The organism is Sphingomonas sp. CFBP 8765 (genome assembly GCF_014841445.1).
GTDB classification, from domain to species: domain Bacteria; phylum Pseudomonadota; class Alphaproteobacteria; order Sphingomonadales; family Sphingomonadaceae; genus Sphingomonas; species Sphingomonas aerolata.
This window is the reverse complement of record NZ_JACYTY010000003.1, coordinates 417,000-439,492: the sequence shown is the minus strand read 5'-3', so window position 1 is coordinate 439,492 and position 22,493 is coordinate 417,000. Positions and strand designations below refer to the sequence as shown.

Sequence of the window (22,493 nt, the reverse complement as noted above, 5' to 3'; positions counted from 1 at the left end):
AGCTACACGTCGCCGCGATCGCTAAAAAGCTTATTTGTCGGACAAAGCTTGCCCTTCCGCCTGATCGGGCTACCATGATGGCAATTCGTATAAGAACGGGAGCGGGTATGCGGTGGGCGTCGAGCGCGGGAATGGCTGCGTCAATAGTCGTAGCGTTGAGCACTCTGCCGGCTGCAGCGGCACCCGTTGCCCGTGGGGGCGAACGCCGCGTCGTCATCGATGCCGCCAAGGCCGCAGATCCGGTCGATCGATCCTTCGACCTGTCGATCGGCTCGGATTTCCCGGGCACGCTGATCCGCAGCGACAGCCAGGCGCAGCTCAAGACCGCGGTCGACGAGCTCGGCTTCCGCTACATCCGCTTCCACGACATCTTCCACGATGTCCTCGGCACGGTGCGCAAGACGGATGCGGGGATCGTCTATGACTGGACGAAGATCGACCAGCTCTATGATGCGCTGCTGGCGAAGAAGATCCGGCCTTTCGTCGAGCTCGGCTTCACGCCCAATGCGATGCGGACGTCGGAGCAGACGATCTTCTACTGGAAGGGCAATACCTCGCATCCCGATCCGGCTTTGTGGCGCGGGCTGATCGATGCCTATGTCCGCCATGTTCGGCAGCGTTATGGCGCCGACGAGGTTCGCCGCTGGTATTTCGAGGTCTGGAACGAGCCCAATCTCGACGGGTTCTGGGAAAAGGCCGATCAGAAAGCCTATTTCGATCTCTATGCGGACACCGCGCGGACGATCAAGGCGATCGATCCGGCGTTGCGGGTCGGCGGGTCATCGACCGCGGGCGCGGCCTGGGTGCCCGAGCTGCTCGCCTTTACAAAGCGGAACGCCGTGCCGATCGATTTCGTGACGACACACACCTATGGCGTCGAGGGCGGATTCCTCGACGAGGAGGGCAAGCAGGACACCAAGCTGTCGGCGTCGCCCGACGCGGTGGTCGGCGACGTGCGCCGCGTTCGCGAGCAGATCGAGGCGTCGGCCTATCCGGGGCTGCCGCTCTACTTCACCGAATGGAGCACGAGCTACACGCCGCGCGACTTCGTCCACGACAGCTATATCAGCGCGCCGTACATCCTGACCAAGCTGAAGCAGTCGCGGGCCTATGCGCAGGGTATGAGCTACTGGACCTATACCGACCTGTTCGAGGAGCCGGGGCCGCCCCCGACGCCCTTTCATGGCGGGTTCGGGTTGATGAACCGCGAAGGTATCCGCAAGCCGGCCTGGTTCGCGTATAAATATCTGAACGCGTTGAAGGGCCGCGCGATACCCGTGGCGGATGACACGGTGCTCGCCGCCGCCGATGGTCAGCGGATCGCGGCCGTGGTCTGGGACTGGCAACAGCCGGTCCAGACGCTGAGCAACAAGCCCTTCTACACCCGGCAGGTGCCCGCGGTCGCGGCCCGGCCGATCGCGCTGACCTTCGATCACGTGCCCGCGGGGACGTACCGGCTGACCATCCGCCGGACCGGTTATCGCCGGAACGACCCGCTCTCGCTCTATATCGACATGGGCATGCCCGCGTCGCTCGATGCCGCGCAGCGCAAGGGGCTCGAGCAGGCCACGCAGGACCTGCCCGAACAGGCGCGGACCGTCCGGGTGGGTCGCAACGGATCGACGCGCGTCACGGTGCCGATGCGCAGCAACGACATCGCGCTCGTCACGCTGGAACCCGCAGGCACCGCGGGCATCGAACAATAATCGGGCAAAAGGGGAGAAGACATGGCGGGATTTAGCAAGCGTGACGTGCTGACCGCACCGCTGCTCGGCGCCTTGGGGGTCGGCGCGGCGCGGCTGGGGGCTGCGGCGGCTCCGGCAGGCGCAGCACGCGGCGGCCCGGCAATCCCCGCGGGCCGCTTCGATGCGTCGGTCGCCTCGCTCAAGACCTATCAGACGCCCGACTGGTTTCGTGATGCGAAGTTCGGGATCTGGGCGCATTGGGGCCCGCAGGCGGTACCGCGTCAGGGCGACTGGTACGCCCGCTTCATGTATGTCCCCGGCCACCCGCATTACGAGCATCATCTCAAGACCTACGGCCATCCGTCGGAGCACGGCTATAAGGACCTGCTGCCGTTATGGACCGCGGACCGGTTCGATCCGGACGCGCTGATGGACAAATATGCCGCCGCGGGCGCCAAATACTTCGTCTCGATGGCGGTGCATCACGACAATTTCGACCTCTGGCGTTCCAAGCATCAGCGGTGGAACGCGGTGGCGATGGGGCCGAAGCGCGACGTCGTGGGGGAATGGAAGGCCGCGGCCACGCGGCGCGGGCTGCGCTTCGGCGTGTCCGAGCATCTCGCTGCGAGCTATACCTGGTGGTATCCGAACCAGATGTACGATCAGTTCTGGCCGAAGCTCGGGCAGGACTATGACGGTGTCGATCCCGCCAATGCCGATCTCTATCACGGCAATCGCGACGAGCCCTACCGCAACACGCCCGCCTCCTGGTACACCACGAACGCCGCCTATCAGCGGCACTGGTTCGACCGGATCGTCGATCTGGTCGACAGCTATCAGCCCGACCTGCTCTACTCGGATGGCGGGCTGCCGTTCGGGGCCGTAGGCCGCGCCCTTGTCGCGCATCTCTACAATGGCAGCATCGCACGGCGCGGCCGGCTCGATGCGGTCTATACCTGCAAGAATTCGGGGTCGGGGGAGTTCCACCGCGAGGCGTCGGTCGAGGATGTCGAGCGCGGGGTGCTCAAGGGCATTAATGCGCTGCCGTGGCAGACCGATACGTCGAATGGCGACTGGTTCTTCAATGACCGCCACCCCTACAAGACGACCAGCCAGATCGTCACGATGCTCGCCGATATCGTAAGCAAGAACGGCAACATGCTGCTCAACGTCGTGATGTATCCCGATGGCAGCCTGCCACCGGAGTCCGAGACGCTTCTGGCGGAACTGGCGCCGTGGATGGCGGTCAACGCGCCGGCGATCCATGGCACGCGGCCCTGGAAGATCTTCGGCGAGGGGCCGACCGAAACCGCCGCGGGCATGTTCTCGGAAAAAGCGGATTACACGCCGCGCGATATCCGGTTCACGACCAAGAAGGACCAGCTGTTCGCGATCACGCTCGGGGAGCCTGCGGGGACCGTGGCGATCGCCGCGCTGGCGCTTGGCAACCCGCACGAGCCGCGCGCGGTGCGGGCGGTCCGCCTGCTCGGCCATCGCGGGCCGATCCGCTTTCGTCAGACCGGGCAGGCGCTGGTGATCGACGTGCCCGCGACGCTCCCGACCCGCCACGCCAGCGCGTTCCGGATCGACTTTGCCTGAGCGTCAGGTCCCCGCGTCACCGATCCACCCATTCGCCAGCTTGGCGCAGTACCGGCGCCCCCCGACGGGGGGCATCGCTTCGATAAGGACGACCATCTCCATGTTACGTCGCCGCGCGCAATCCATTGCCCTGATGTTGACCCTTGCAACGGCCGCGCCGGCGCTGCTCGCGGCTCCTGCGGGCGCGCAGAGCGCCGCCGGCCATCCCGGCTGGCCCGGCAAGGGGCAGCTGTTCGTCGGCACCTGTTATCAGCCCGTCGACCGCAGCCCGGCGCAGATCACCAGCGATATCGCGGTGATGAAAGCGGCCGGGTTCAACATGGTCCGGATGGGGGATCTGGCCTGGGACTATTTCGAACCCGAAGAGGGGCGGTTCACCTTCGAGCGCTTCGACGATGTGCTGCGTCAGATGCAGGCGGCGGGCATCCGGGTCATCGTCGACATTCCGGGCCAGCCGGCACCGATCTGGCTGCACAAGCGCTATCCCGGCGTCGATATCGTCACGCAGGACGGGGTGCGGGTCAACGCCGCCTCGCGCTACTGGGACAATATCAGCGACCCCGATTATCGCCGCCTCGCCGGTCGTCTCGCCGAACGGATGATGCAGCGTTATGCCAAGCATCCCGCGGTGATCGCGCTGGGCTATGACAATGAGATCGGCAATGGCCAGATGTCCTATTCGGCGGCGGACCGGGATCGGTTCGTCGTCTGGCTGAAGCAGAAATACGGGACCATCGACGCGCTCAACACCGCCTGGGCGACGCAGCGCTGGTCCCGCCGGATCGGCGACTGGGATCAGGTCGACCTGCCCTATGGCCGGGGTCCGGGGCCCAATGAGCGCTATCTCGACCTGCGCCGCTTCTGGTCGGACGACACGATCGGCGCGTTGAAGGACCTCGAATCCATCCGCAAGCGCTTTGCCCCGAACCTGCCGGTCGCGTCGAACTTCTGGCCGACCGCAGGGACCAAGGGGTTCGATTATCTCCGCTCCTGGGAAGATGTCTCGACCTATGGCGCGCAGGGATTTTACCCCGGCGACCCGCTCGGTGCGGGGTTCGAAGTCATGATGAACCGGGCCGGGCACCAGACGCCGGTCTGGTTCAACGAGTTCACCGCCGGCGGCGGGGGCTATTACGGCACGCCCGGGCGGTCGCGGATGTGGGCGTATTTCGGGCTGCTGCATTATGCACAGACGGTCCTCGCCTGGACCTTCAATTCTCATCTCGGCGGAGAGGAGCAGGCCTTGTTCGGGCTGGTCGACCATGACGACCGGCCGTCGTGGAAGGTGGGCGAATTCGCGCAGATCGCACGCGAGTTCCGCCAGCTCCAGACGATGGGTTTCCCCCGCTACGACCCGCCACAGGTTGCGGTGCATTATTCGTTCGACACGATGTGGCTGACCAGCCCGCCGCCCGGGCCCAATACCACGCCCGAATATTTCAAGACGGACTACACCACCGCGGTCAAGGCCGCCTTTGCGCCGCTGTACCGCGACAATATCGATGCGGCGGTGATCGACATCGGCCACGACCCGATCGACAGCTACAAGCTCGTCATTGTGTCGAGCGCGTATCTGATCGATGCGAAGATCGCGGCGGCGCTACGGGGTTACGTCGAGCGCGGCGGCACGGTCGTCATGACGGGCTATTCGGCGAAGGTGGACGCGACCGGGAAATGGTTCGGCACGCCCCTGCCGGGCGGCATGACCGACGTGTTTGGGCTGCGGACCAACGCCTTTTACCGATCCGAACAGCCGCTCCGCGTCCGCTTCGAGGGCCGCGAACTCAGCGGCACGGACCCCTATTACGAGGTGCTCGAGCCGAGCACGGCAAAGGTCCTGGCGCGGTTCGAGAACACGCCCGACAAGAGCCCGGCGATCACCGTCAACACATTCGGCAAGGGGCAGGCGATCTATCTTGCGACCGCGGCGCAACCGGGGTTGATCGATCCGCTGATCCGGTCGCTCTACGCCCGCCTGAAGATCCAGACGGGGCCGGCAACTCCCGACGGGGTGGTCGCGCGGACGGTCGAAGGACGGACGCTCTACGTCAATACGACGTCCGGTGCGCTGAGCGTGGCGATGCCCGGCGCGAAGTCGGGTACGGCCCGCGACGTCCTCACGGGGCGGAAGCTGCCCGGCGCGCTCGACCTCGCGGGCTATGGCGTCGCCCTGGTCGAGTAAGGGGCGTCGCGCTGGGGGCTCGAGGCTGATGCTTCGAGCCCCAGCGCGACAACACTCGTCAGGCGGGCTGGCCATTGCCGCCGGTCGACCCGAAGATCTGCCCGGTCGAATAGCTGAGCGACGGATCAGCCGCTGCGACATAGAGCGCGGCGATTTCGGCCGGCTGGCCCGCACGCGCCATCGGCGAATCGCCGCCGAAGCTGCGCAGCTTTTCAGGCGTCGCGCCGCCGCTGACCTGCAACGGGGTCCAGAACGGGCCCGGCGCGACCGCATTGACGCGGATGCCGCGGCTCGCGACTTGCTTTGCCATGCTCTTGGTGAAGTTCAGCACTGCCGCGCGTGTGAGTGCATAATCGACGATGTCGGGCGACGGGTTGCCGGCCTGTTCCGACGAGGTGTTCACGATCACCGCGCCTGCACCCATCCGCTCGAGCGCGGCCTTGGTCAGCCAGAACGGCGCATAGACGTTGGTCTTCATCGTATCGTCGAAATCCTGGCTCGAGATATCGGCGATACCCGGGCGGGTCTGCTGGCGCGCGGCATTGTTGACGAGGATGTCGAGCCCGCCAAGCTGTTCGGCGGCCTGCTGCACCAGCTTGCGGCAGAAGCGTTCGTCACGCAGGTCGCCGGGAATCGCGACGGCCTTGCGCCCCTCGGCCCGGATCAGCGCGATGACTTCACGCGCGTCGGGTTCTTCGGCCGGCAGGTAGTTGATCGCGACGTCCGCGCCCTCGCGCGCATAGGCAATCGCCGCGGCACGCCCGATCCCGCTATCGCCGCCGGTGATTAGCGCTCGCTTGCCGGTCAGCTTGCCCGACCCCTTGTAGCTCGTCTCGCCATGATCGGGCCGCGGCGTCATCTTCGACGCAAGACCCGGCCAGGGCTGGCGCTGGACGGGATAGGGCGGCTTGGGATAGGCGGCAGCGGCAGGCGTCGGCGCGGCGGCGGGCTTGCCCCCACCCTGAGCCGCAGCGGCAACGGTGGTCGCGGCGAGCGCGCCAGCGGTGACGGCGGCGCCCGACACGAAGGTGCGGCGTGTTGGATCGGTCATGGTTCAGCTCCCGGGATGCGTGACATCCAAAGCGCCAAGTGACTGTGTCTGTTCCGGATCCTACCGAGATTGTTTCAGGGCGCGCACCGCGGTGCTTTGCGCAATCCCTAACTCGGTATCGCCGAGTGAAACACGCCGACGACCAGCAGGACAAGCACGAGCGAGACCGCGCTCGACAGTGCGACGAGGACGGCCGCGGCCTTGCGGTTCGTGTCGAGAAGGGTCGCGAACAGCGTGACGTTGCTCGCGATCGGGAACAGCGCGATCAGCCCGACGATGACGCGGTCGCGGGGTGCGAGGATGCCGATGAACGCGGCTTCGAGCGCAAGTGCGGTGGCGATCAGCACGAGTCCGCTGGCCTGCCTGACGCCGAGGATCCGCGTCATCATCCGGGGCCGCCAGTCGTCGCGGCCGGTCTCTGCAAGGTTGAGGCCGATGACCGCCATGCCGAGAACCGACACCAGCGTACCGGCAACCGACAGGATGGGTGACGCCGCCTCGGGCATCGTGACACCCGCCGATTTCGCGATGATCGCGCCGACGATCACATAGACGACGGGCACGCGCAGCGCCTTGGTCGCGGCCTTGCGCGTACCCTCCTTGGTCCGCGCGATCAGGAAATAGCCGATCGTGTCGCCGTACAGCGCGCTGCCGATATAGGCGCAGATCACCGTCGAGACGCCGACCTCGCCGAACAGCGCCTGGCTGACCGGCACGCCGAAGAACGCGACGTTGAAGAACGAGAAGGAGGCCGACAGCAATTTGGGATCGAAATCGTCGCCAAGCCGCTTGGCCAACCGGTAGGCAGGGATGCTCATCAGCGCGGCGACCGCGAACATCAGCGGGGGGATCACCAGCAACTGCTGCGTTTCCGCGCCGAGCACCTTGTCGATGACCAGCAAGGGGATGAGGCCGAAGACGAGGATGGTCGAGAACAGCTTCGCCGCCCAGGGCACACGCGCCCCGACGCCCCAGGCGAGCATGATCACGCCATAAAGCGGCAGCAGTGCCGCCGCGATGTTGCCGAGCGCGCTCATTGCTGGCGCAGGATATCGTCGATGGCGCGGCCCGCGCACTCGACATTGAACCAGACTGCGTTGGTGTCGCGCAACTCGCCGTTGAGCAACTGGCCGAGTGCGTAGATGCGTGGTGCGTCTCGGCTGGCGGAGATGATCCGGCAGGTCGCGCGGTGGGCGATGGCACCACCGACCGGGTGTGGTTGCAGCCAGTCCTTGGCGAGCAGATCCTTGACCAGCGATCCCTTCATCTCGGCGAGGGTGGTCGCCTGGCCGGTGGCGTTGACGACGATCGGCGTCTCGAGCGTGTCGCCCGTCGTGAACCGGACGACGAAGCCGGTGCCGGTCGGGCTGGCAATGGTTTCATCGACTCGTCCGCGGACGCTGAGCTGCCCGCGCGTCATCGCCTCGGCGAGGCGCCGCGCGTTCACCATCGGTGTGACGAAGCGCGCCCCGGCGAAATGCGGCGCCAGCCATTGCCCGAACCGTTTCTGGTCGGCGGGTCGCAACAGGTTCCAGATCGCGGTGGAATCATGGCGGGCGGCGGTCAATATGCGCTGGAACGGTTCGTCGCCGGCGTCAGCCGCGGCGATGTCGTGGAGCAGGGCGGCTTGGGCGTCGCCGTCGGCGCGATCCTCGGCCTGCCAGTCGATCGCGCGTCCTGCGGCAGTCTCGGCCTCGATGCGGAAGAGGCGGAACAGGTCCACGACCGAGAAAGCGGCGCCGCGTTCGCGGATATGCCGGTGGACGTTTTCCAGCGTGAGATGCTGACGGTCATACCCCGTCTCGGGTGCGGGAATTTCGACCCGCGGCAGCAGGCCTTCCTTCGAAATCAGATGGATATGTCCGCGGTGCCCTTCGTCGAGCAGCGTCATCACCGCGTCGATCGCGCTGAGACCGCTTCCGAGGATGACAACGGACTGATCGCTGTCGATCCCCCTGGTCATGCGGTCCGCGGGGTAGGGCGAATCGAAATAGCCGGGTTTGCCGTTCAGGGTGGCGAACCGGTCGGGATCGGGGGTGCCGATCGTCAGGAGAACGACGTCCGTCGCGATCGTCGATCCGTCCGAGAACGTGATGGTCGCCGCATCATGGTCGCCCTCGATGCTGACGGCTTCCTGATGGTGGATACGAACGTCGATCCTCGCGCGCCGGGCCTGGTCGAGCGCCTGGTCGAGGACCTCCTGCATATAGAGGCGATATTCCCGGCGCTCGGGATATTCGACGCCATCGGGGTCGAGCGGAGTCTCGGCTGCCGCGCGCCGCGCCTCGAGCCAGGTCCGGAAATGACCCGGCTCGCGGTCATAGAGCCCCATGAGACGGGATTCGGTATTCAGACGATGCCCCGGCTGTTCCGTGCCGAACGCCAGGCCGCGCGCAAGCTCGTCGTCCCGCTCGACCAGATGGATGACCCATCCGTCGCCCGGATCATAGCATAGTCGCGTGACGGCTTCGGCGAAGGCGGCGACGCCACAGGCCCCCATGCCGATAATAGTCAATGTTTTCGGCATGATATCCCATTCGCTGACGAACGGCGACAACGCGCGGGCGCTATATGGTGCCACGGCCGAGATGAAAATTTTGTCATGTCGGCGGCGCCTCGTTCCGGCGGTGGTTCGGTGGTTTTGTGGTGGTCACCAAGGCTGTTGCCGAGGGGATTGGTCGCGACATCGCCAAATTAATCCGCGGCGCTGGCAGCCTCATGGATATCGTTGATTGTGAGAGGGTTACACTCTTGTCATGTTCCGGGAGACATTATGAGGACGATCCTTGCCGCCGTCAGCGCATTGGGTTTGGCAGCTGGCGCGATGGCCCAGACCTCACCGCCGGTGCTAGGTCTGAAGACGCAGGCCGAGCCCTATGCGACCGCGTCCGTGGTCAACCACCCGAAGACGATCGGCTGGCCCGACGGGCGCAAACCCGTGGCGCCGCGGGGGTATGAGGTCATCAAGTTCGCGGGTGGTCTGGACTATCCGCGCCAAGCGCTGCTGCTGCCCAATGGCGACATGCTGGTCGCGGAGGCGCGCACGAAGCCCAAACTGGATGCCGAGCCCGACGTCGAGCGTGGCCAGGCGCTGTCGAAGACGACGGGCTTCAGCGCCAACCGTATCACCCTGTTGCGCGACGCGGACCGCGACGGAGTCGCGGAACAGCGTTTCGTGCTGATCGAGGGGCTCAATCAGCCGTTCGGGATGCAATATGCGAACGGGCGGCTTTACGTCGCCAATACCGACGGCGTCGTCAGCGTTCCGTTCTCGCCCGGCCAGACGCGGGTGACCGCAGCGCCGCAGCCGCTCGTGTCGCTGCCCGCGGGGGGCTACAACAATCATTGGACGCGCAACCTGTTGCTGAGCCCCGATGCGCGGACGCTGTACGTATCGGTCGGTTCCGCCTCGAATGTCGGCGAGCATGGCATGGACGAGGAGAAGCGACGAGCGGCCATCCTCGCGATCGATCTGCGTACCGGGCGCGAGCGTCTCTACGCGTCGGGGCTCCGAAACCCGGTCGGCATGGCCTGGGCGCCTGGTACGAACACTTTATGGGCTGCGGTCAACGAACGCGATCAGCTCGGCGACGATATCGCGCCCGACTATCTCGTCGGCGTTCGCGACGGCGGGTTCTATGGATGGCCTTACAGCTATTACGGCAAGCAGGATCCGCGTCACGCCAATACCAAGCGCGAGTTGCTGGCGACGACGTTGCTTCCCGATGTTGCCGTCGGGCCCCATGCCGCGGCGCTGGGCGTGGCGTTCGCTAAGGGAACGTCCGCCGCGCAACAGGTCGCCTATGTTGCGCGGCACGGATCGTGGAACCGGTCCGCGTTCATCGGCTATGACGTCCTCGCGGTCCCCTTTGCCAATGGCAGGCCGACCGCCGCGCCGCAGCCGTTCCTGACGGGGTTCGTTGCGAACGAGAAGACGGGCGAAGTCTATGGTCGACCGGTGAGCGTGCAGACGCGCGATGATGGCGCGATCTTCGTCGTCGACGATGCCGGGGATACCGTCTGGCTGGTGCGACGCACCGCGTGACCGCCAAGGCGCTGATCGTTCTGGCGGCGATGTGTGGGTGTTTCGACGCGTCCCGGGTGTCGGCGCAGACCGTGCCGTTCATCGATACCGAAGACGCGACGCTGTCGGAGGTCGATGTCGGCGACGGGACGGTCCATCCGATCGTCACGGTCGACGTCCGCAACGGCGATTATGCGCGCGGCGCCTATGACGACGATGATGCCGGCCTCGCCAGGGTCCCGGTCCATCTCTCGGTCGGTGGTGCCGCCGTGCTGACGCGCCGCGCGGACGGGCAGGGGACCTTGTTTCTGGTTGGGCAAAGTTCGAACGGCTTTCACGCACCGCGCGCCGACGAGCGGTCGCGCCCGCGCAGTTGGTATGAAAGCAACACGATCGTCGCTCTTGCATGGCGGCCTGTCGATGGGCTCTCCGCCGCGGCGGCCTATGCCATTAAGGCCAGCCCCAACGGGGTGGCGAACACGACTCACGAGGCCAGCCTGACTATCCTCTACACCGGCGATAACGCAGTGGGATTTCTCGCGCCGCGTTTCGCCGCGACGAAGCGGACCAAAGGCGAGGGGGGCTTCTACACGATCGCCGGCATCGCCCCCGCCTTTGTGCTGACACGCGCAAAAGACGGTCCGACGCTCACGATGCCGGTCTCGGCCGGCGTCGGCTGGCGGGGCTTCTATGCAGCGGACAGCGGCGACAGGGTATATGGCAGCGCCGGGGTGGCGGTCGCGCAGCCCGTCAAGATCGCTGGTGCGGCGGCATCGTTGCAGGGCGAAATCCTTGCCGTGGTCCGTGACCATCAGCTGGCCCGGCTCGACGCTCCCGGTGGCACGACCGCCGATGTCGTGCCCTTGGCGACCCTGTCGATCACCATGGCCTGGTGACTTCCGCGCGCAAGCGGTTGCAGCCTCCCATTTTGGCGGCGAGGCTCGGGCGCCCTGTTCACGGGTGAAGGCTCCGAGAGCGTCAGTGCATCATCATACGCGCAGCAAATTGGAATTCACAATTTGCGGTTAATGCACTTTAAACCGCTTGCAGTCGCAATTACGAAATGAATTTGCTGCATATGCCTCCTTGTCGAAAGACAGACACTTTTTTAATGAGGGGGATTCACATGCGCTACTGGCCAATCGGCAAGCCCATCAGGGGCTAAACAGTCAACAGCCTGTGCTCTTATATTTTTTAATTAACGCATCCTGCACGGCATAATGCAATGTGTTACTAGAGAAATAGTAAGGCGCACAGGAGTGATGACTGGCAAATATTGTCATGAATAAAATCATGAGCCAATTTGCGATATTGAATACCGTGAAGCCCGATAACGGCTGAACTCGAAAATGCCCGGCTTTCCAAGCCGGGCATTTTTTTGCCATCAAGACCTGGCCATGGCCTTTACCGGCATCTCAAAGGTGAAGGCCCGAGGAACAAGCCCAAGTACTTTTACAGCCTTTTGCATGGCTTCGTTATGCGTCGATATCGTGAAGTGGATTTCGGTGAACCAACCGTTCAGATGAGTTTTCCGAAATCGCGATAGCACGGCAGCAAAGGCTGCGGGAGCGGTAGGCGAACCCCAGGCAAACGTGATTGTGAGCGTTCGATCATCATGGTCCTCGCCCCAATTGATACCGCCAACGCACGTTCCGCTTTCGTCAAAAGCCAGAATTGCGGGATGATCCCATTTGCATGGGGGATATCTCAGCCAGCCATTCTGCTGATGATCAACACCCGCGGCGTAGGCCGCTCTCAGGCCTTCTTTGCTGTGTGCAAGTTTGGTAACATGCTCCAACCGTAAACTCATGTTACAGCTCTCCGCCTGTACTTGAGGATCTAGAGATCGCAGAACGGCGCACACGGGTGCTCATTGCCACTCGCAGCCGCCTACCTGGCTGGGAGCGGTTGTCGACCGATGGGTGCCGATACCAGGCCTTGTGCTTAGTAACTGGCGGCATCCATTCAGGCGCGTTCGCGATCTCGGGGTTTGTGCCTTTGGGCGCAGCATGGACCATCCCGCTTGCCCAAGTATCGATCAACGGCGCTGGTCGCGCCGCATGGATCCTTTCGTCGACCCGTCCGCGCCGTAGACTAAACAAAAACAGCCGCCAACCTCGAAAGGTTGACGGCTGCCTTCACACAGATGGGCGCTGGGACCAGCTGTGAAATGCGCTTAGGCGAATGCGATCTTCGCCTGGCGACGACGAACGCGCATCGATGCGCCGATGCCGCCGATACCGAACAGCATGATTGCCCAGGTGCCAGCCTCGGGAACTGCTGCCGTCGGCTCGAAGGTTGCGGTGCCGGCATAGGAGCCGTTGCCACGCGACATGCCGTTCACGACGATCTGGTTCGTCGCACCCGACGTGATCGCGATGTTGTTGATCTCGAAGAACTCGGCATTGCCGACGATGGTCTTCGTGGCTGCGAAGCCGTTGATGAACACCGACAGGATGTCGAGATCGGTCGAGCTCGTCAGACGCGTGGTGTTCGTGCTCAGCGTGCCGCTAGCCAGACCAGTCTGATCGATGATGAAGTTGAAGGTATCCGTGAACGAACCCGACGCAATGCCCGAACGACCGAAATCTGCCGAAACGGTACCGTCCGTGATATCACCGCTGACGGTGAACTCGGGGTTGCCCGGAACGAAATCGATTGCGTGAGCTGCAGGGGCCATCGCGAAAGCCGATGCGAATGCCATGGTCGAGAGTAGTAGACGCTTCATGATGGTTCCCTCTATTTGATACTTAACAAGCTGTTACCGACGGGCATGGCGATTCGCAAACCGATATAACGCTGAGATTTCCCCATGATCTCAATAATGTCCAAGTTTGGGACAATCGGCCTTCCTTCGTCGCAGACGGGGCCGGAAGGCACGTTCCGCTTCACGCGCCGCTAGGCCTTATGCCCTCCTGGGAACCGGCCCCAAGGAGGCCGGAAAGCGCGATTTCGGCGCATGGGCGCGCGCCGCTTCATAGGGATGGCATGGCCTCGCCGTGTCCCGGGGCGATACGGGTGGCCTATCAATGGTGCGGGCGATGGCATTCTCGGCGATCGTGCCGATGGCTTTGAAAATCAGGTAAAAGACGCTAGCTTTACCGCTGATAGTTCGTCGGGAGAAATACGTGATACGGGTAGAGGCGCGGCCGCAGCCAAGCGGGTCGTGGACTGACGTCGGTAGCGGCCTGGCGCGCTGGACAGCGCGGTGGTGGCCGCTTCTGATAGGATTGGCGTGCCTCATCCTGCCGACAGTGAGCCGGCTGGCGACCGTCAGCTGGTCCACCGAACAGGGCGCGCACGGGCCCATTATCTTCATTTCCGCGCTGTGGCTGATCTGGCGTGCGCGGCCGTGGGAGGTCAGCAAGCGCCAATCCTTCCTTCCTGTCGGCTTGCTGCTGGTCCCCGCGCTGCTGCTCTATTCCGTAGGGCGTATTACCAGCATCTTGGCGATCGAGGCCCTGTCCCTCTACACCGTGATCGTAGTATTATTATGGACTTATCTCGGTAAGGAGGCACTCAAGAGGCTGTGGTTCCCCTTGGTGTACCTGCTGTTCATCATCACGCCGCCGGAAAACTGGGTTTTCGTCGCTACGCGTCCCATCAAGGACTTGATTTCCGATGTTTCCGTAAACTTGCTGGCCGCATTCGGTCTCCCCATCGGGAGTACCGGAACGGTTATCCAGATTGGCGGATATCAGTTGCTGGTCGCAACGGCGTGCTCCGGGATAAACTCCCTGATCGGCATTTGTGCGTTGGGTGTTTTCTACGTCTATCTTCGGCATGGCAATGCACCACGCTACGCGATATTGCTGATATCGTTGATGATACCGCTTGCCATCGCGGCAAACTTTTTACGGATCATCATACTGGTTCTCATGACCTATTACATATCCGAGGAGGCCGCGCAGGGCTTGGCGCACGAGCTGGTTGGCATGGGCATGTTTATCCTGGCATTGCTTATGCTGCTGGGACTGGATGCGGTGCTGCATCCTATTGTTTCACGTTGGGGCCGAAAGTAACGACATGACCATCGCTCGATTTACCCGACGAGAAGCTGCCCTGGGTCTCGCCTTCGGCATAACCGCAGGCGTCACCTATGCTCGACGTCCTACCGAGCTCGTCGTTGCCATTCCTTCCGGAAACCTGAACGACGCCATTCCAAAGCAAGCAGCCCCTTGGGCGATGGTGCCGGATGTCAGCTTTGTTCTACCCCCCGAGGATGAAGCAAAAGCGGCAGCCGTCTATGAGAAGCAGCTGATGCGCAGTTACGGTGCCGATGGCGCTCCGCCCATCATGCTTCTGATCGCCTATGCGTATCGGCAGAGCGGCATGTTGATGGTGCATCGTCCTGAGTCCTGCTACCCCGGATCCGGTTTTACCATCACCGATATACGAGACGTGGATATTCCACTGGGCAAAGGCATCAGTGCACCAGGGCGCTTCCTAACGACAGTGCGCGATACCCGTACAGAGCAGGTTCTTTATTGGACTCGACTGGGGAATCGTTTCCCGGTGTCGTGGGATGATCAGCGGCGGTCCATCGCAATGCAGAACCTTGCCGGCCTTGTCCCCGATGGGGCGTTGATACGATTTTCGATCATCGATCCGGATGCCAAGGCGGCAGAGGCAACCATGATGGGCTTTGCGAAAACATTGTTCGAGTCCTGCGGCGCCTCTGGCCGCGCACTTCTCGCTGGCCCGATCAACGCCTAGGCGATGAGGGTCGCAAGCCACTGAATATATCGTCAAATCTCGCCGCGACCATGAATATGGTGGGAGCGGCAGCGCCCTCATTGTCACGTCACTTGCTCAGCGCGCACAGCAAATAGCACCACACCGTATCAACCGGCTTTTCATCCATCGACCGCCGCAGGTATAAAACGCGCAAGCCCCGCAAAAATCACGACGCTTAGCCAGTTCTATACGGTTCCCATCTCGTTTCCTTCTGCATTATGTCTAAGGTAATTGCTTATGTCAGCATCCTCCAGGTTCCTCATCACCAAGCGGCAAACCCTGTCTGCCGCAGCACTCGCACTCACGCTGGCGGCAGCGGCCTGTAATAAATCCGGACCTAGCGGTCAGACGGTTGCTACGGTCAATGGTGAAGCCATCACGCAAAGCGAACTCAATTTCGAGCTGGGGTTGAGCGGGGCCAACGCACAAAACTCGAAAGACCTTCAGCCAAAGGCCTTGCAGGCCCTTATCGATCGAAAGCTGGTTATCCAGGCCGGCGAGCGCGATGGTCTTTACAAGAAGCCGAACGCTGTTCTTGCTGTGGAGCGTGCCAAAAATATCGTGATGGCGAACCTTGCGCTGCAATCGGTCGCAGCAGGTGTGCCTCAACCGGTCACGACGCGCGACGTCGAGACGTATCTGGCGAAGCATCCCGAACTGAGTAGGGAGCGCCGGACACTGTCGGTGGAACAGATCCGTTTTCCAGCACCAAATAATCCGAGCCTGATCGCGGCTATGAAGCCGGCAAAGACACTGGCGGAATTGACAGCAGTTCTGGATAGCCGGGGCGTGAGCTATCAGCGGGCAACGGTGGAGCTCGACAGCGCAAGTCTGGATCGTAACGCACTCGGTCGATTGATGACTACGGTGAACGGTGAGCCTTTGCTTATTCTCGAAGGCGCAACGGCGATCGCCAATCATGTCATAAGCGTCCGTCCAGCCGAAGCGAGCTCTGCTGCTATCAATGAACTCGCCAAGCAGGGGATCGCACGTGACCGCATCCAGGCAGGCATCGTTCAGCATCAGGCGGCGCTGCGGAACGCGGCGAAGATCGAGTATGCCAAACCCCTCGATCCCAAGGCGAAGTCTTCTCAGTAATTCCTGTTGAGGACTCCATCGATCGGCGCCCGTTGGCGCGGAGTGCGTCAGCCTCCGCTATAACGGGCAAGGACGTGCCGCTGACGTCCGCGACAGAGGGGACTCGGCGGATCTGACATGCCGCCGGGTGAAGTTTCGTCTGAGGGCAGCAGCGTCGCGGACGCATGCGCGCGTGGCCGCGACGATGCCGTGTCGACTTTACGTCAGGCAAACGTCGCCGGCTTGGATGGGGCCGGCAGGCGTATCGCAGGTCGCGCCGTTTGCCCTTGGGCGTTTCGGTGCGATCAGGCCGTCGTTCACACCACCGCACCGCCTCGCGGCGCGATCGTGATACGTATAATGATCGACAGGTATCGCCCGAAGGTTGGCGAACTCACCGCCATGTGGGTCAGTAAGGTCGCGCCGATGCGGACCAGGCCTGCCTCGCCGCTCTTGCGTGCGATCTGCCTACGCGATGGAAGGGCGTGGAGATTTGTTCTCGGTGCGTATCAAGCTGTGTTCAAGTACGGCGTTCACGCTGTCGAGCAGCGTCAGCCACCTGACAACATCCGCGATTAGCGCTGGGTGAAAGGGCCATGGAGAGAGCCATCGGCGCCGTCGTCCGGCGCAATGTTACCGCAGGTTACCGCGCCACATGGGCAGCAGGCGATGAAGATGATGTAGATCATGGTCGGCACGGCATGTCTCATGCCTGGCGCCAACATCTTCGGTATGATCAGAGCAACCCTGGGCAGCTGAAAACCGTCAGATAGGGTCTTTCGATCCAGAAGCTATCTGGGATGGAAACTCAAAAGCCGGATCGTGTCCTAATCATGAATCTTGTCGATTCGATTCACTATAACCCAAGAAATGTAACTATAATATCTATATCATAGCACGCAAAAACAAAGGACGACCCACTATCAGATAGCGAGTCGTCCTTTAAGTTCGACTTAACCCTTGAAAGGCTTGCCGTTCTGCCAATAACGCATAAAATTTCCTTTGAGTTAAATGGATTATGCTGCCGCCCCGCGGCAAGACCGTCCTGCCCGGTCGTGGTTAATATGGCAATCTACTAAAACCGAGTCGGGATCCAATATTCGTTGAACAGAGCGTTTTGGCCGACGAATCGGTGGAACTCCCGTTACTAGGGTGACGACTCGTTAATCAGTGTTACACCAGGCCCGTGGTGGCGAGGTCGATTGCGGAGAGGAAGGCCTTCGGGCATCGATCGTCGCGACTGACGACGCCGCGCCCGTCTCTAAAACGACCGAACATGGCCTCGATACGGCTCCGGCTTCGGCAGCGGCGCCGGTGATATCTCGGCCTGAAGGTCATAGGGCTTGGTCCAAGGCAAGGCCGCTCTTAGGCATCAGCAATGCGGCTAGCTACATTTCCGATCCATGCCCTCACAGGCGTATTGATGCTCGTAACCGGGCTCAGCATCATCGAGTCCAATGAATGGTGGATCAGGATCTGGGACTTTCCCCGGGTCCAGATACTCGGCCTCCTGCTCTTGGGCGGAGGCTTGGCGCTGTGGCTGGATCGGCAGGCAGGACGATGGATCGCGTTGGGGTGCGCCGTTGCAGCCGGGTGGCAACTCTATCGCATCTATCCGTATACGCCGCTTGCGAAGACGGAGCTGGCCTTTGCGGATGATGCCTCAACTGCACAGAGCCGGTGTTTCGGCGTCCTTTCGCTGAACGTGTTGGAGTCCAATCGAGACTATGGGCGAACGGCGCGGCTGATCGACCGGGTTCGGCCCGATATCCTGCTATTGATGGAAACCGACCAGCGCTGGGCCGATGCATTGGCCAAGCAGCTTGCGCGCTATCCACACCGGCTCGAACAACCGATCGGCAATACCTACGGCATGATCTTCGCCACGCGGCTGCCGATGCACGATGGGCGGATCGAAACGATCGCCCAAAAGGATACGCCGTCGGTCCATGCCGAGCTGACGGCCGGTGATCGATTTCGCGTGATAGCACTTCACCCGCGCCCGCCCGTTCCCGGGCAGGATACCGAGGCACGCGACGCCGAGATCGCGATCGCGGCAAGTCGCGCCGCCCGCGCGAAGCTACCGGTATTGGCGATCGGCGACTTCAACGATGTCGCATGGTCCCACACCTCGCAGCTGTTCAAACGCGTCGGAGGTTATCTCGACGCTCGGATCGGGCGGGGCACGTTCGCGACCTTCCCCGCGCGCACGCCGCTGCTCGGTTGGCCGCTCGACCACATGTTCGTCACACCCGAGTTCAAGGTGCATAGCCTGGAGGTGCTGGAAGATGTGGGTTCAGACCATCTCCCGATACATTCGCGTCTTTGTCTGACCGGCCGGTCAGGCGCCAACAAGGCGCCTGACGCAGTGTCGAACGAAGACCGCAAGGACGTGAAGGAGGTCCTTCAGGAGTATCATGAGGACCAGCGCTAGCAGTAAGCCAAGCTCACCGATTTGACGTACATGATTGGGGCCGAGCTGTTGCACGACGACCAGCTCAAGACACTGGTATCTGGCGAACGGCTTTGGCGTCGCATGACAGGGCAGGGGGCACAGAGATGGTGCCGATCAATCGCCCGTCCTTCGCGCTGCTTCACCAGCGATCCCTTGCCCGGAATGGCGCAAACGGCACGGCGGTAACGCGCATGACGTACAAGGGCTGACCGGGGTGCCAAGTCCGTTTAACAGGGATCCGGCGACCAGATGGGAATGACGCTGTGATTGTCGGGTGACCGACGCCGACGAGATGGCATTGGAGAACCGGTTGGAACAAGATGCCTGGTGGCAGACCTATCTGGATCAATGGACGGCACTGCCGTTTCATGACCTGATCGCGGCTGTCGCGATCCTGAGCACGGCCCTTCTTCTGGGTATCGTTGCAGCGCGTCTTGCCTGTAGGTACCTCCTGCCGGCCTTGGCGCCGCGTCACGCCGACGTGGTCGCGCCGCGCCTGATGGCGATTACCCGTGCCGGCATGACGGCGCTGGTCCTGACGGCGTTTCTTGGCGTTCGGGGGCTCAACCCCGGCGCCGATCTTCTTCTTGCAGCGGGTCTCGGCATCGCGGTCGCGGCGCTGGCCTATCAGTTCGGCCGTGCGCTCGGTCTTCGGAGCCGACCGGCGTCGCTGATTGCCGCCACCCTGTTTCTCATCGTGCTGGCAAATCGACTGGGGGGCCTGACCCCGTTGATCGCGGGGCTGGACCGCGCGAGCATGGGGGTCGGCACCCGGCGTATTTCGCTGCTCGACATCGTCAACGCGGTCGGCTTGTCGCTCCTGCTGTTCCTCGCCGCGCGCGCGCTGCTCGGGCTGATCCTGCGCTGGATCGGACAGGCGCGGCTGCTCGACGCGGCGCAACGCGTGCTGTTCCAGAAACTCGCTCAGATTGCGGTCGTCACCGTCGCGATCTTCGTCGGTATCGATCTTCTCGGCATCGATCTCACGGCGCTGGCCGTGTTCTCCGGCGCGTTCGGGCTCGCGATTGGTTTCGGCTTGCAGAAGACGCTCGGCAATCTGATCGCAGGGCTCATCCTGCTGCTCGACCGATCGATCAAGCCCGGCGACGTCATCGCGGTCGGCGATACCTTCGGCTGGGTCAACAAGATCGGCGTTCGCGCAGTCTCGGTGCTGACCCGTGACGGCAAGGAGCATCTGATCCCGAACGAACGGCTGATGACCGACGAAGTCGAAAACTGGTCTTTCTCAAGCCGGGACGTCAGGGTTCATGTCGGGTTTCGGGTGTCGTTCGATTGCGATCTGCGACTGGCGCAGAGGCTTGCCGTCGAGGCCGCGTCCGTCTCGCCACGTGTGCTGACCGAACCCGCCCCTGTCTGCTGGATCAAGGAATTCGGCGACAATGGGGTGGAATTCGACCTGCGGATCTGGATCGACAGCCCCGAGGCGGGGGTTGGCAACGTCACAAGCGACGTGTTCTTTCGCATCTGGGACCTGTTCAAGGAGCACGGCGTCACCATCCCGGTGCCGCAGCGCGATCTCCGTTTTCATTCTAGTTCAGGCGAGCAAACGCCCCCGACCTAGGCCACTGCCGCAGTGATCAGGGCGCCCGCTCGATAAAGCGGGGCACTGCTCCGCGGCGTACGGCCCTGATCCTGTTCGGGATCCTCATGTCGATCCACCGTAAGCGATTGCAGACAGGCGCTGTCGAAAGTCTGTAACTTCCTCAAATGCCAACCAATCAAGCGGATCACCGAAAGACTTCACAGCGGCACTGCGGATGGGCAAGAGACGGCATGCACACTGACGATGCAGACACGGTGCACTATCGCCTGCGCCGCCAGAGCCGAACCCCGGCGTGGCTGGCGCTGTCCTGGCGGGCGCTGGTCGCGTTGGCGCTGATCGGCATTGCGCTCGCGGTCCACTGGTTCGATCGCGACGGTCTGCGGCAGAACTCGGGCGAGCCCGTGACGTTCGCCGACATCCTGTATTTCACGATGATTACCGTGACGACGGTCGGCTACGGCGACATCGTGCCTGTGACCCAGCAGGCGCGGATGTTCGATACCTTCGTCGTGACGCCGATCCGGCTCTTCGTATGGCTCATCTTTTTAGGTACCGCATATGATTTTCTGCTCAAGGGCGTCTGGGAGAAATGGCGTATGTCGGTGATCCAGCGACGCCTCGAAGACCATGTCGTGGTCGCCGGGTTCGGTACGAGCGGATCTGAGGCCGTCAGCGAACTCATCCGTCGCGGCGCCGATCCGGGCATGATCGTCGTCGTCGACGAGCGCGCCGCGGCGTTACGCACGGCGGAGAGTTGCGGCACGACGGTGATGGAGGGAAACGCCACGCGCAACGCCGCGCTCGAGGCAGCCCGTCTCTCCAAGGCCCGCGCGCTCATCGTTTCCGCCGGCCGTGACGATACCTCGATCCTTATCGTGCTGACGGCGCGGCGGATCGCGCCCGATCTACCGATCAGCGTGGTGATCCGGTCGGAGGACAATGAAGCGATTGCGCATCAGGCCGGCGCAAACGTCGTCATCAATCCGGCCAGCTTCGCCGGCCTTCTGCTCGCCGGGTCCACGCACGGCGCTCACACCGCCGAATACATGGCCGATCTTGCCGCGTCGGGCGGGCGTGTAGTCCTGCGGGAACGCGAGGTCGCTGCCGACGAGGTCGGCAAACCGCTTGCCGCCATCGCCACCGGACTCGGCCACCGCATCTATCGTGGGGATCAGGACTTCTGCTTCTGGGAACCCGAGGCCGCCCGTCTGGAAGCGGGCGATATCATCGTTGAGGTTGTCCCCCGGCGCTAAATTACCACCAAATGTCCGGCCAGCGCCGTTTTTTGCGGGGGCACCTCGTCTACCGGATCCATGGCGTTCTTCATCAAGATTAGGCGAGGCCTCGTTTCGATCGCCTGACGGCCGAACCGAAATCGTCGCCGGCCGGCTGAAAATGGCGGATTGGCCGTTCGAATCCGGCATGATGATCGAGATGTCCTTGTTCCCTCGGACGTCGGTTTGCGGCCAGAGGGCGATGCGTACGGCCCCATGATCATCGAAGGCTCAGAGGCTGTTGCGTCGGTCAACGACGATGAAGCGCGACACGGAGAATTGCTGGTCAGGGGGCGTGAGCTCAATGGCGGTAAACGGGCGTTCCCGCTGCACCTGCGGGCCTATAATCAGGGCGCAGCGTTCAGGCTCGAGATTCCTGCCGAGCCAAGACAGGGAGAAATACGGCTTTCGTCCGAGACGACCGCGCTTCGCTTCCCGCTCGATTACGCATGCCGAGGGCGAGACGTATCGATAATAGGTTCCCGACACCGTCCATCGCTTGTCGAGCTCGATCGACGCGCCGGCATAGAGGTCGGTTTCGTACCAGCCCGGCAGGGCGCCATCGTTCGGCTGGCCGAGCCCGGGCTTCGACCCCTGGATACTGTTCCATGTTCCGGCAAGCACACTGGCCTTCTTCTCAGCCGGCAGCATCGTCTCGGTCGGACGCTCATCGCTTTGCTTAACCGGGCGTCCTGCGCTGTTGCCCCCGACGACAGCACCAACGACAGGGCGAGGCCGCAAGCGAGACCGGGTCAATCGTTTCCGCATCGTAACACTCGTTCGCAACTGACAAGGCTCAGCGTCGTTCCATTCACTGGACAGGACATTAACCATGAATAGGGGGT

The 22,493-nt window shown here is 62.8% G+C and carries 17 protein-coding genes and 1 pseudogene; 12 read left to right on the top strand and 6 right to left on the bottom strand.

The features are described from left to right. The first annotated feature begins 155 nt into the window (after positions 1-155). The 3 genes from IFT87_RS10620 (at position 156) to IFT87_RS10610 (ending at position 5,466) form a co-directional block, all read left to right on the top strand. On the top strand, positions 156-1,706 hold the full coding sequence (locus tag IFT87_RS10620) for a GH39 family glycosyl hydrolase (RefSeq protein WP_342211152.1): 1,551 nt from the start codon (positions 156-158) through the stop codon (positions 1,704-1,706). Between the two features lie 21 nt (positions 1,707-1,727). Then, a complete protein-coding gene (locus IFT87_RS10615) occupies positions 1,728-3,284 on the top strand; it encodes an alpha-L-fucosidase (RefSeq protein ID WP_192008419.1) in 1,557 nt (518 codons plus the stop codon). Positions 3,285-3,417: 133 nt separating this feature from the next. Further along, positions 3,418-5,466, top strand: a complete 2,049-nt coding sequence (locus tag IFT87_RS10610; RefSeq protein ID WP_249403296.1) for a beta-galactosidase — start codon at positions 3,418-3,420, stop codon at positions 5,464-5,466. Between the two features lie 58 nt (positions 5,467-5,524). Here IFT87_RS10610 and IFT87_RS10605 read toward each other — a convergent pair whose 3' ends face one another. The 3 genes from IFT87_RS10605 to IFT87_RS10595 form a co-directional block, all read right to left on the bottom strand. Continuing rightward, positions 5,525-6,517 (bottom strand): SDR family oxidoreductase, encoded by a 993-nt coding sequence (locus tag IFT87_RS10605; protein ID WP_107045355.1) that lies wholly within the window; start codon positions 6,515-6,517, stop codon positions 5,525-5,527. Positions 6,518-6,624: 107 nt separating this feature from the next. After that, complete coding sequence (locus tag IFT87_RS10600; RefSeq protein WP_037528353.1) at positions 6,625-7,554, bottom strand: AEC family transporter; 930 nt, start codon at positions 7,552-7,554, stop codon at positions 6,625-6,627. After that, complete coding sequence (locus IFT87_RS10595; RefSeq protein WP_192008417.1) at positions 7,551-9,044, bottom strand: FAD/NAD(P)-binding protein; 1,494 nt, start codon at positions 9,042-9,044, stop codon at positions 7,551-7,553. The genes IFT87_RS10600 and IFT87_RS10595 overlap by 4 nt, the downstream gene beginning before the upstream one ends. A 246-nt stretch (positions 9,045-9,290) precedes the next feature. Between IFT87_RS10595 and IFT87_RS10590 the strand changes: the two genes are divergently transcribed. After that, positions 9,291-10,562: a PQQ-dependent sugar dehydrogenase gene (locus IFT87_RS10590; protein ID WP_031438864.1), complete on the top strand. Its 1,272-nt coding sequence runs from the start codon at positions 9,291-9,293 to the stop codon at positions 10,560-10,562. After that, complete coding sequence (locus IFT87_RS10585; protein WP_192008415.1) at positions 10,559-11,437, top strand: hypothetical protein; 879 nt, start codon at positions 10,559-10,561, stop codon at positions 11,435-11,437. Before IFT87_RS10590 ends, IFT87_RS10585 begins: the two co-directional genes overlap by 4 nt. A gap of 488 nt (positions 11,438-11,925) precedes the next feature. Here IFT87_RS10585 and IFT87_RS10580 read toward each other — a convergent pair whose 3' ends face one another. Then, complete coding sequence (locus IFT87_RS10580; protein WP_128082073.1) at positions 11,926-12,351, bottom strand: hypothetical protein; 426 nt, start codon at positions 12,349-12,351, stop codon at positions 11,926-11,928. 366 nt (positions 12,352-12,717) lie between these two features. Beyond that, the gene (locus tag IFT87_RS10575; RefSeq protein ID WP_152555326.1) at positions 12,718-13,269 is read right to left on the bottom strand and encodes an FxDxF family PEP-CTERM protein; all 552 of its coding nucleotides are present in this window, start codon (positions 13,267-13,269) and stop codon (positions 12,718-12,720) included. 400 nt (positions 13,270-13,669) lie between these two features. Between IFT87_RS10575 and xrtV the strand changes: the two genes are divergently transcribed. The 3 genes from xrtV to IFT87_RS10560 all read left to right on the top strand — a co-directional run bounded on the left by xrtV (position 13,670) and on the right by IFT87_RS10560 (position 16,376). Further along, a complete protein-coding gene (gene xrtV / locus IFT87_RS10570) occupies positions 13,670-14,563 on the top strand; it encodes an exosortase V (protein ID WP_342211151.1) in 894 nt (297 codons plus the stop codon). A 4-nt stretch (positions 14,564-14,567) separates the two neighbouring features. Continuing rightward, positions 14,568-15,257, top strand: coding sequence for an exosortase-associated protein EpsI, V-type (gene epsI / locus IFT87_RS10565; protein WP_157840487.1), 690 nt, complete (start codon positions 14,568-14,570; stop codon positions 15,255-15,257). Positions 15,258-15,515: 258 nt separating this feature from the next. Further along, the gene (locus IFT87_RS10560) at positions 15,516-16,376 is read left to right on the top strand and encodes a hypothetical protein (protein ID WP_128082076.1); all 861 of its coding nucleotides are present in this window, start codon (positions 15,516-15,518) and stop codon (positions 16,374-16,376) included. Positions 16,377-17,528: 1,152 nt separating this feature from the next. On the opposite strand, the pseudogene IFT87_RS20430 reads toward IFT87_RS10560, so the two are convergent. Then, positions 17,529-17,678, bottom strand: a pseudogene (locus IFT87_RS20430) (IS5/IS1182 family transposase); the annotation flags it as partial. 100 nt (positions 17,679-17,778) lie between these two features. Between IFT87_RS20430 and IFT87_RS10555 the strand changes: the two are divergent. From IFT87_RS10555 to IFT87_RS21030, 4 genes are all read left to right on the top strand, one after another. Continuing rightward, positions 17,779-18,789 (top strand): endonuclease/exonuclease/phosphatase family protein, encoded by a 1,011-nt coding sequence (locus IFT87_RS10555; RefSeq protein ID WP_052148982.1) that lies wholly within the window; start codon positions 17,779-17,781, stop codon positions 18,787-18,789. A 295-nt stretch (positions 18,790-19,084) separates the two neighbouring features. Continuing rightward, positions 19,085-20,392, top strand: a complete 1,308-nt coding sequence (locus IFT87_RS20875; protein ID WP_192008409.1) for a mechanosensitive ion channel domain-containing protein — start codon at positions 19,085-19,087, stop codon at positions 20,390-20,392. Between the two features lie 212 nt (positions 20,393-20,604). Continuing rightward, positions 20,605-21,627, top strand: coding sequence for a potassium channel family protein (locus tag IFT87_RS10545; protein ID WP_037528366.1), 1,023 nt, complete (start codon positions 20,605-20,607; stop codon positions 21,625-21,627). Positions 21,628-21,777: 150 nt separating this feature from the next. Further along, the gene (locus IFT87_RS21030) at positions 21,778-22,488 is read left to right on the top strand and encodes a glycoside hydrolase family 97 N-terminal domain-containing protein (protein WP_128082078.1); all 711 of its coding nucleotides are present in this window, start codon (positions 21,778-21,780) and stop codon (positions 22,486-22,488) included. Positions 22,489-22,493: the final 5 nt, after the last annotated feature.

Excerpts from the sequence above, each read along its gene's own strand:
- IFT87_RS10580 (WP_128082073.1), bottom strand. The coding sequence starts at position 12,351 with ATGAGTTTACGGTTGGAGCATGTTACCAAACTTGCACACAGCAAAGAA.
- IFT87_RS10595 (WP_192008417.1), bottom strand. The coding sequence starts at position 9,044 with ATGCCGAAAACATTGACTATTATCGGCATGGGGGCCTGTGGCGTCGCC.
- IFT87_RS10560 (WP_128082076.1), top strand. The coding sequence starts at position 15,516 with ATGTCAGCATCCTCCAGGTTCCTCATCACCAAGCGGCAAACCCTGTCT.
- IFT87_RS10590 (WP_031438864.1), top strand. The coding sequence starts at position 9,291 with ATGAGGACGATCCTTGCCGCCGTCAGCGCATTGGGTTTGGCAGCTGGC.
- IFT87_RS10615 (WP_192008419.1), top strand. The coding sequence starts at position 1,728 with ATGGCGGGATTTAGCAAGCGTGACGTGCTGACCGCACCGCTGCTCGGC.
- IFT87_RS10545 (WP_037528366.1), top strand. The coding sequence starts at position 20,605 with ATGCACACTGACGATGCAGACACGGTGCACTATCGCCTGCGCCGCCAG.
- IFT87_RS10600 (WP_037528353.1), bottom strand. The coding sequence starts at position 7,554 with ATGAGCGCGCTCGGCAACATCGCGGCGGCACTGCTGCCGCTTTATGGC.
- IFT87_RS10610 (WP_249403296.1), top strand. The coding sequence starts at position 3,418 with ATGTTGACCCTTGCAACGGCCGCGCCGGCGCTGCTCGCGGCTCCTGCG.
- IFT87_RS10575 (WP_152555326.1), bottom strand. The coding sequence starts at position 13,269 with ATGAAGCGTCTACTACTCTCGACCATGGCATTCGCATCGGCTTTCGCG.
- epsI (WP_157840487.1), top strand. The coding sequence starts at position 14,568 with ATGACCATCGCTCGATTTACCCGACGAGAAGCTGCCCTGGGTCTCGCC.
- IFT87_RS10605 (WP_107045355.1), bottom strand. The coding sequence starts at position 6,517 with ATGACCGATCCAACACGCCGCACCTTCGTGTCGGGCGCCGCCGTCACC.
- IFT87_RS10555 (WP_052148982.1), top strand. The coding sequence starts at position 17,779 with ATGCTCGTAACCGGGCTCAGCATCATCGAGTCCAATGAATGGTGGATC.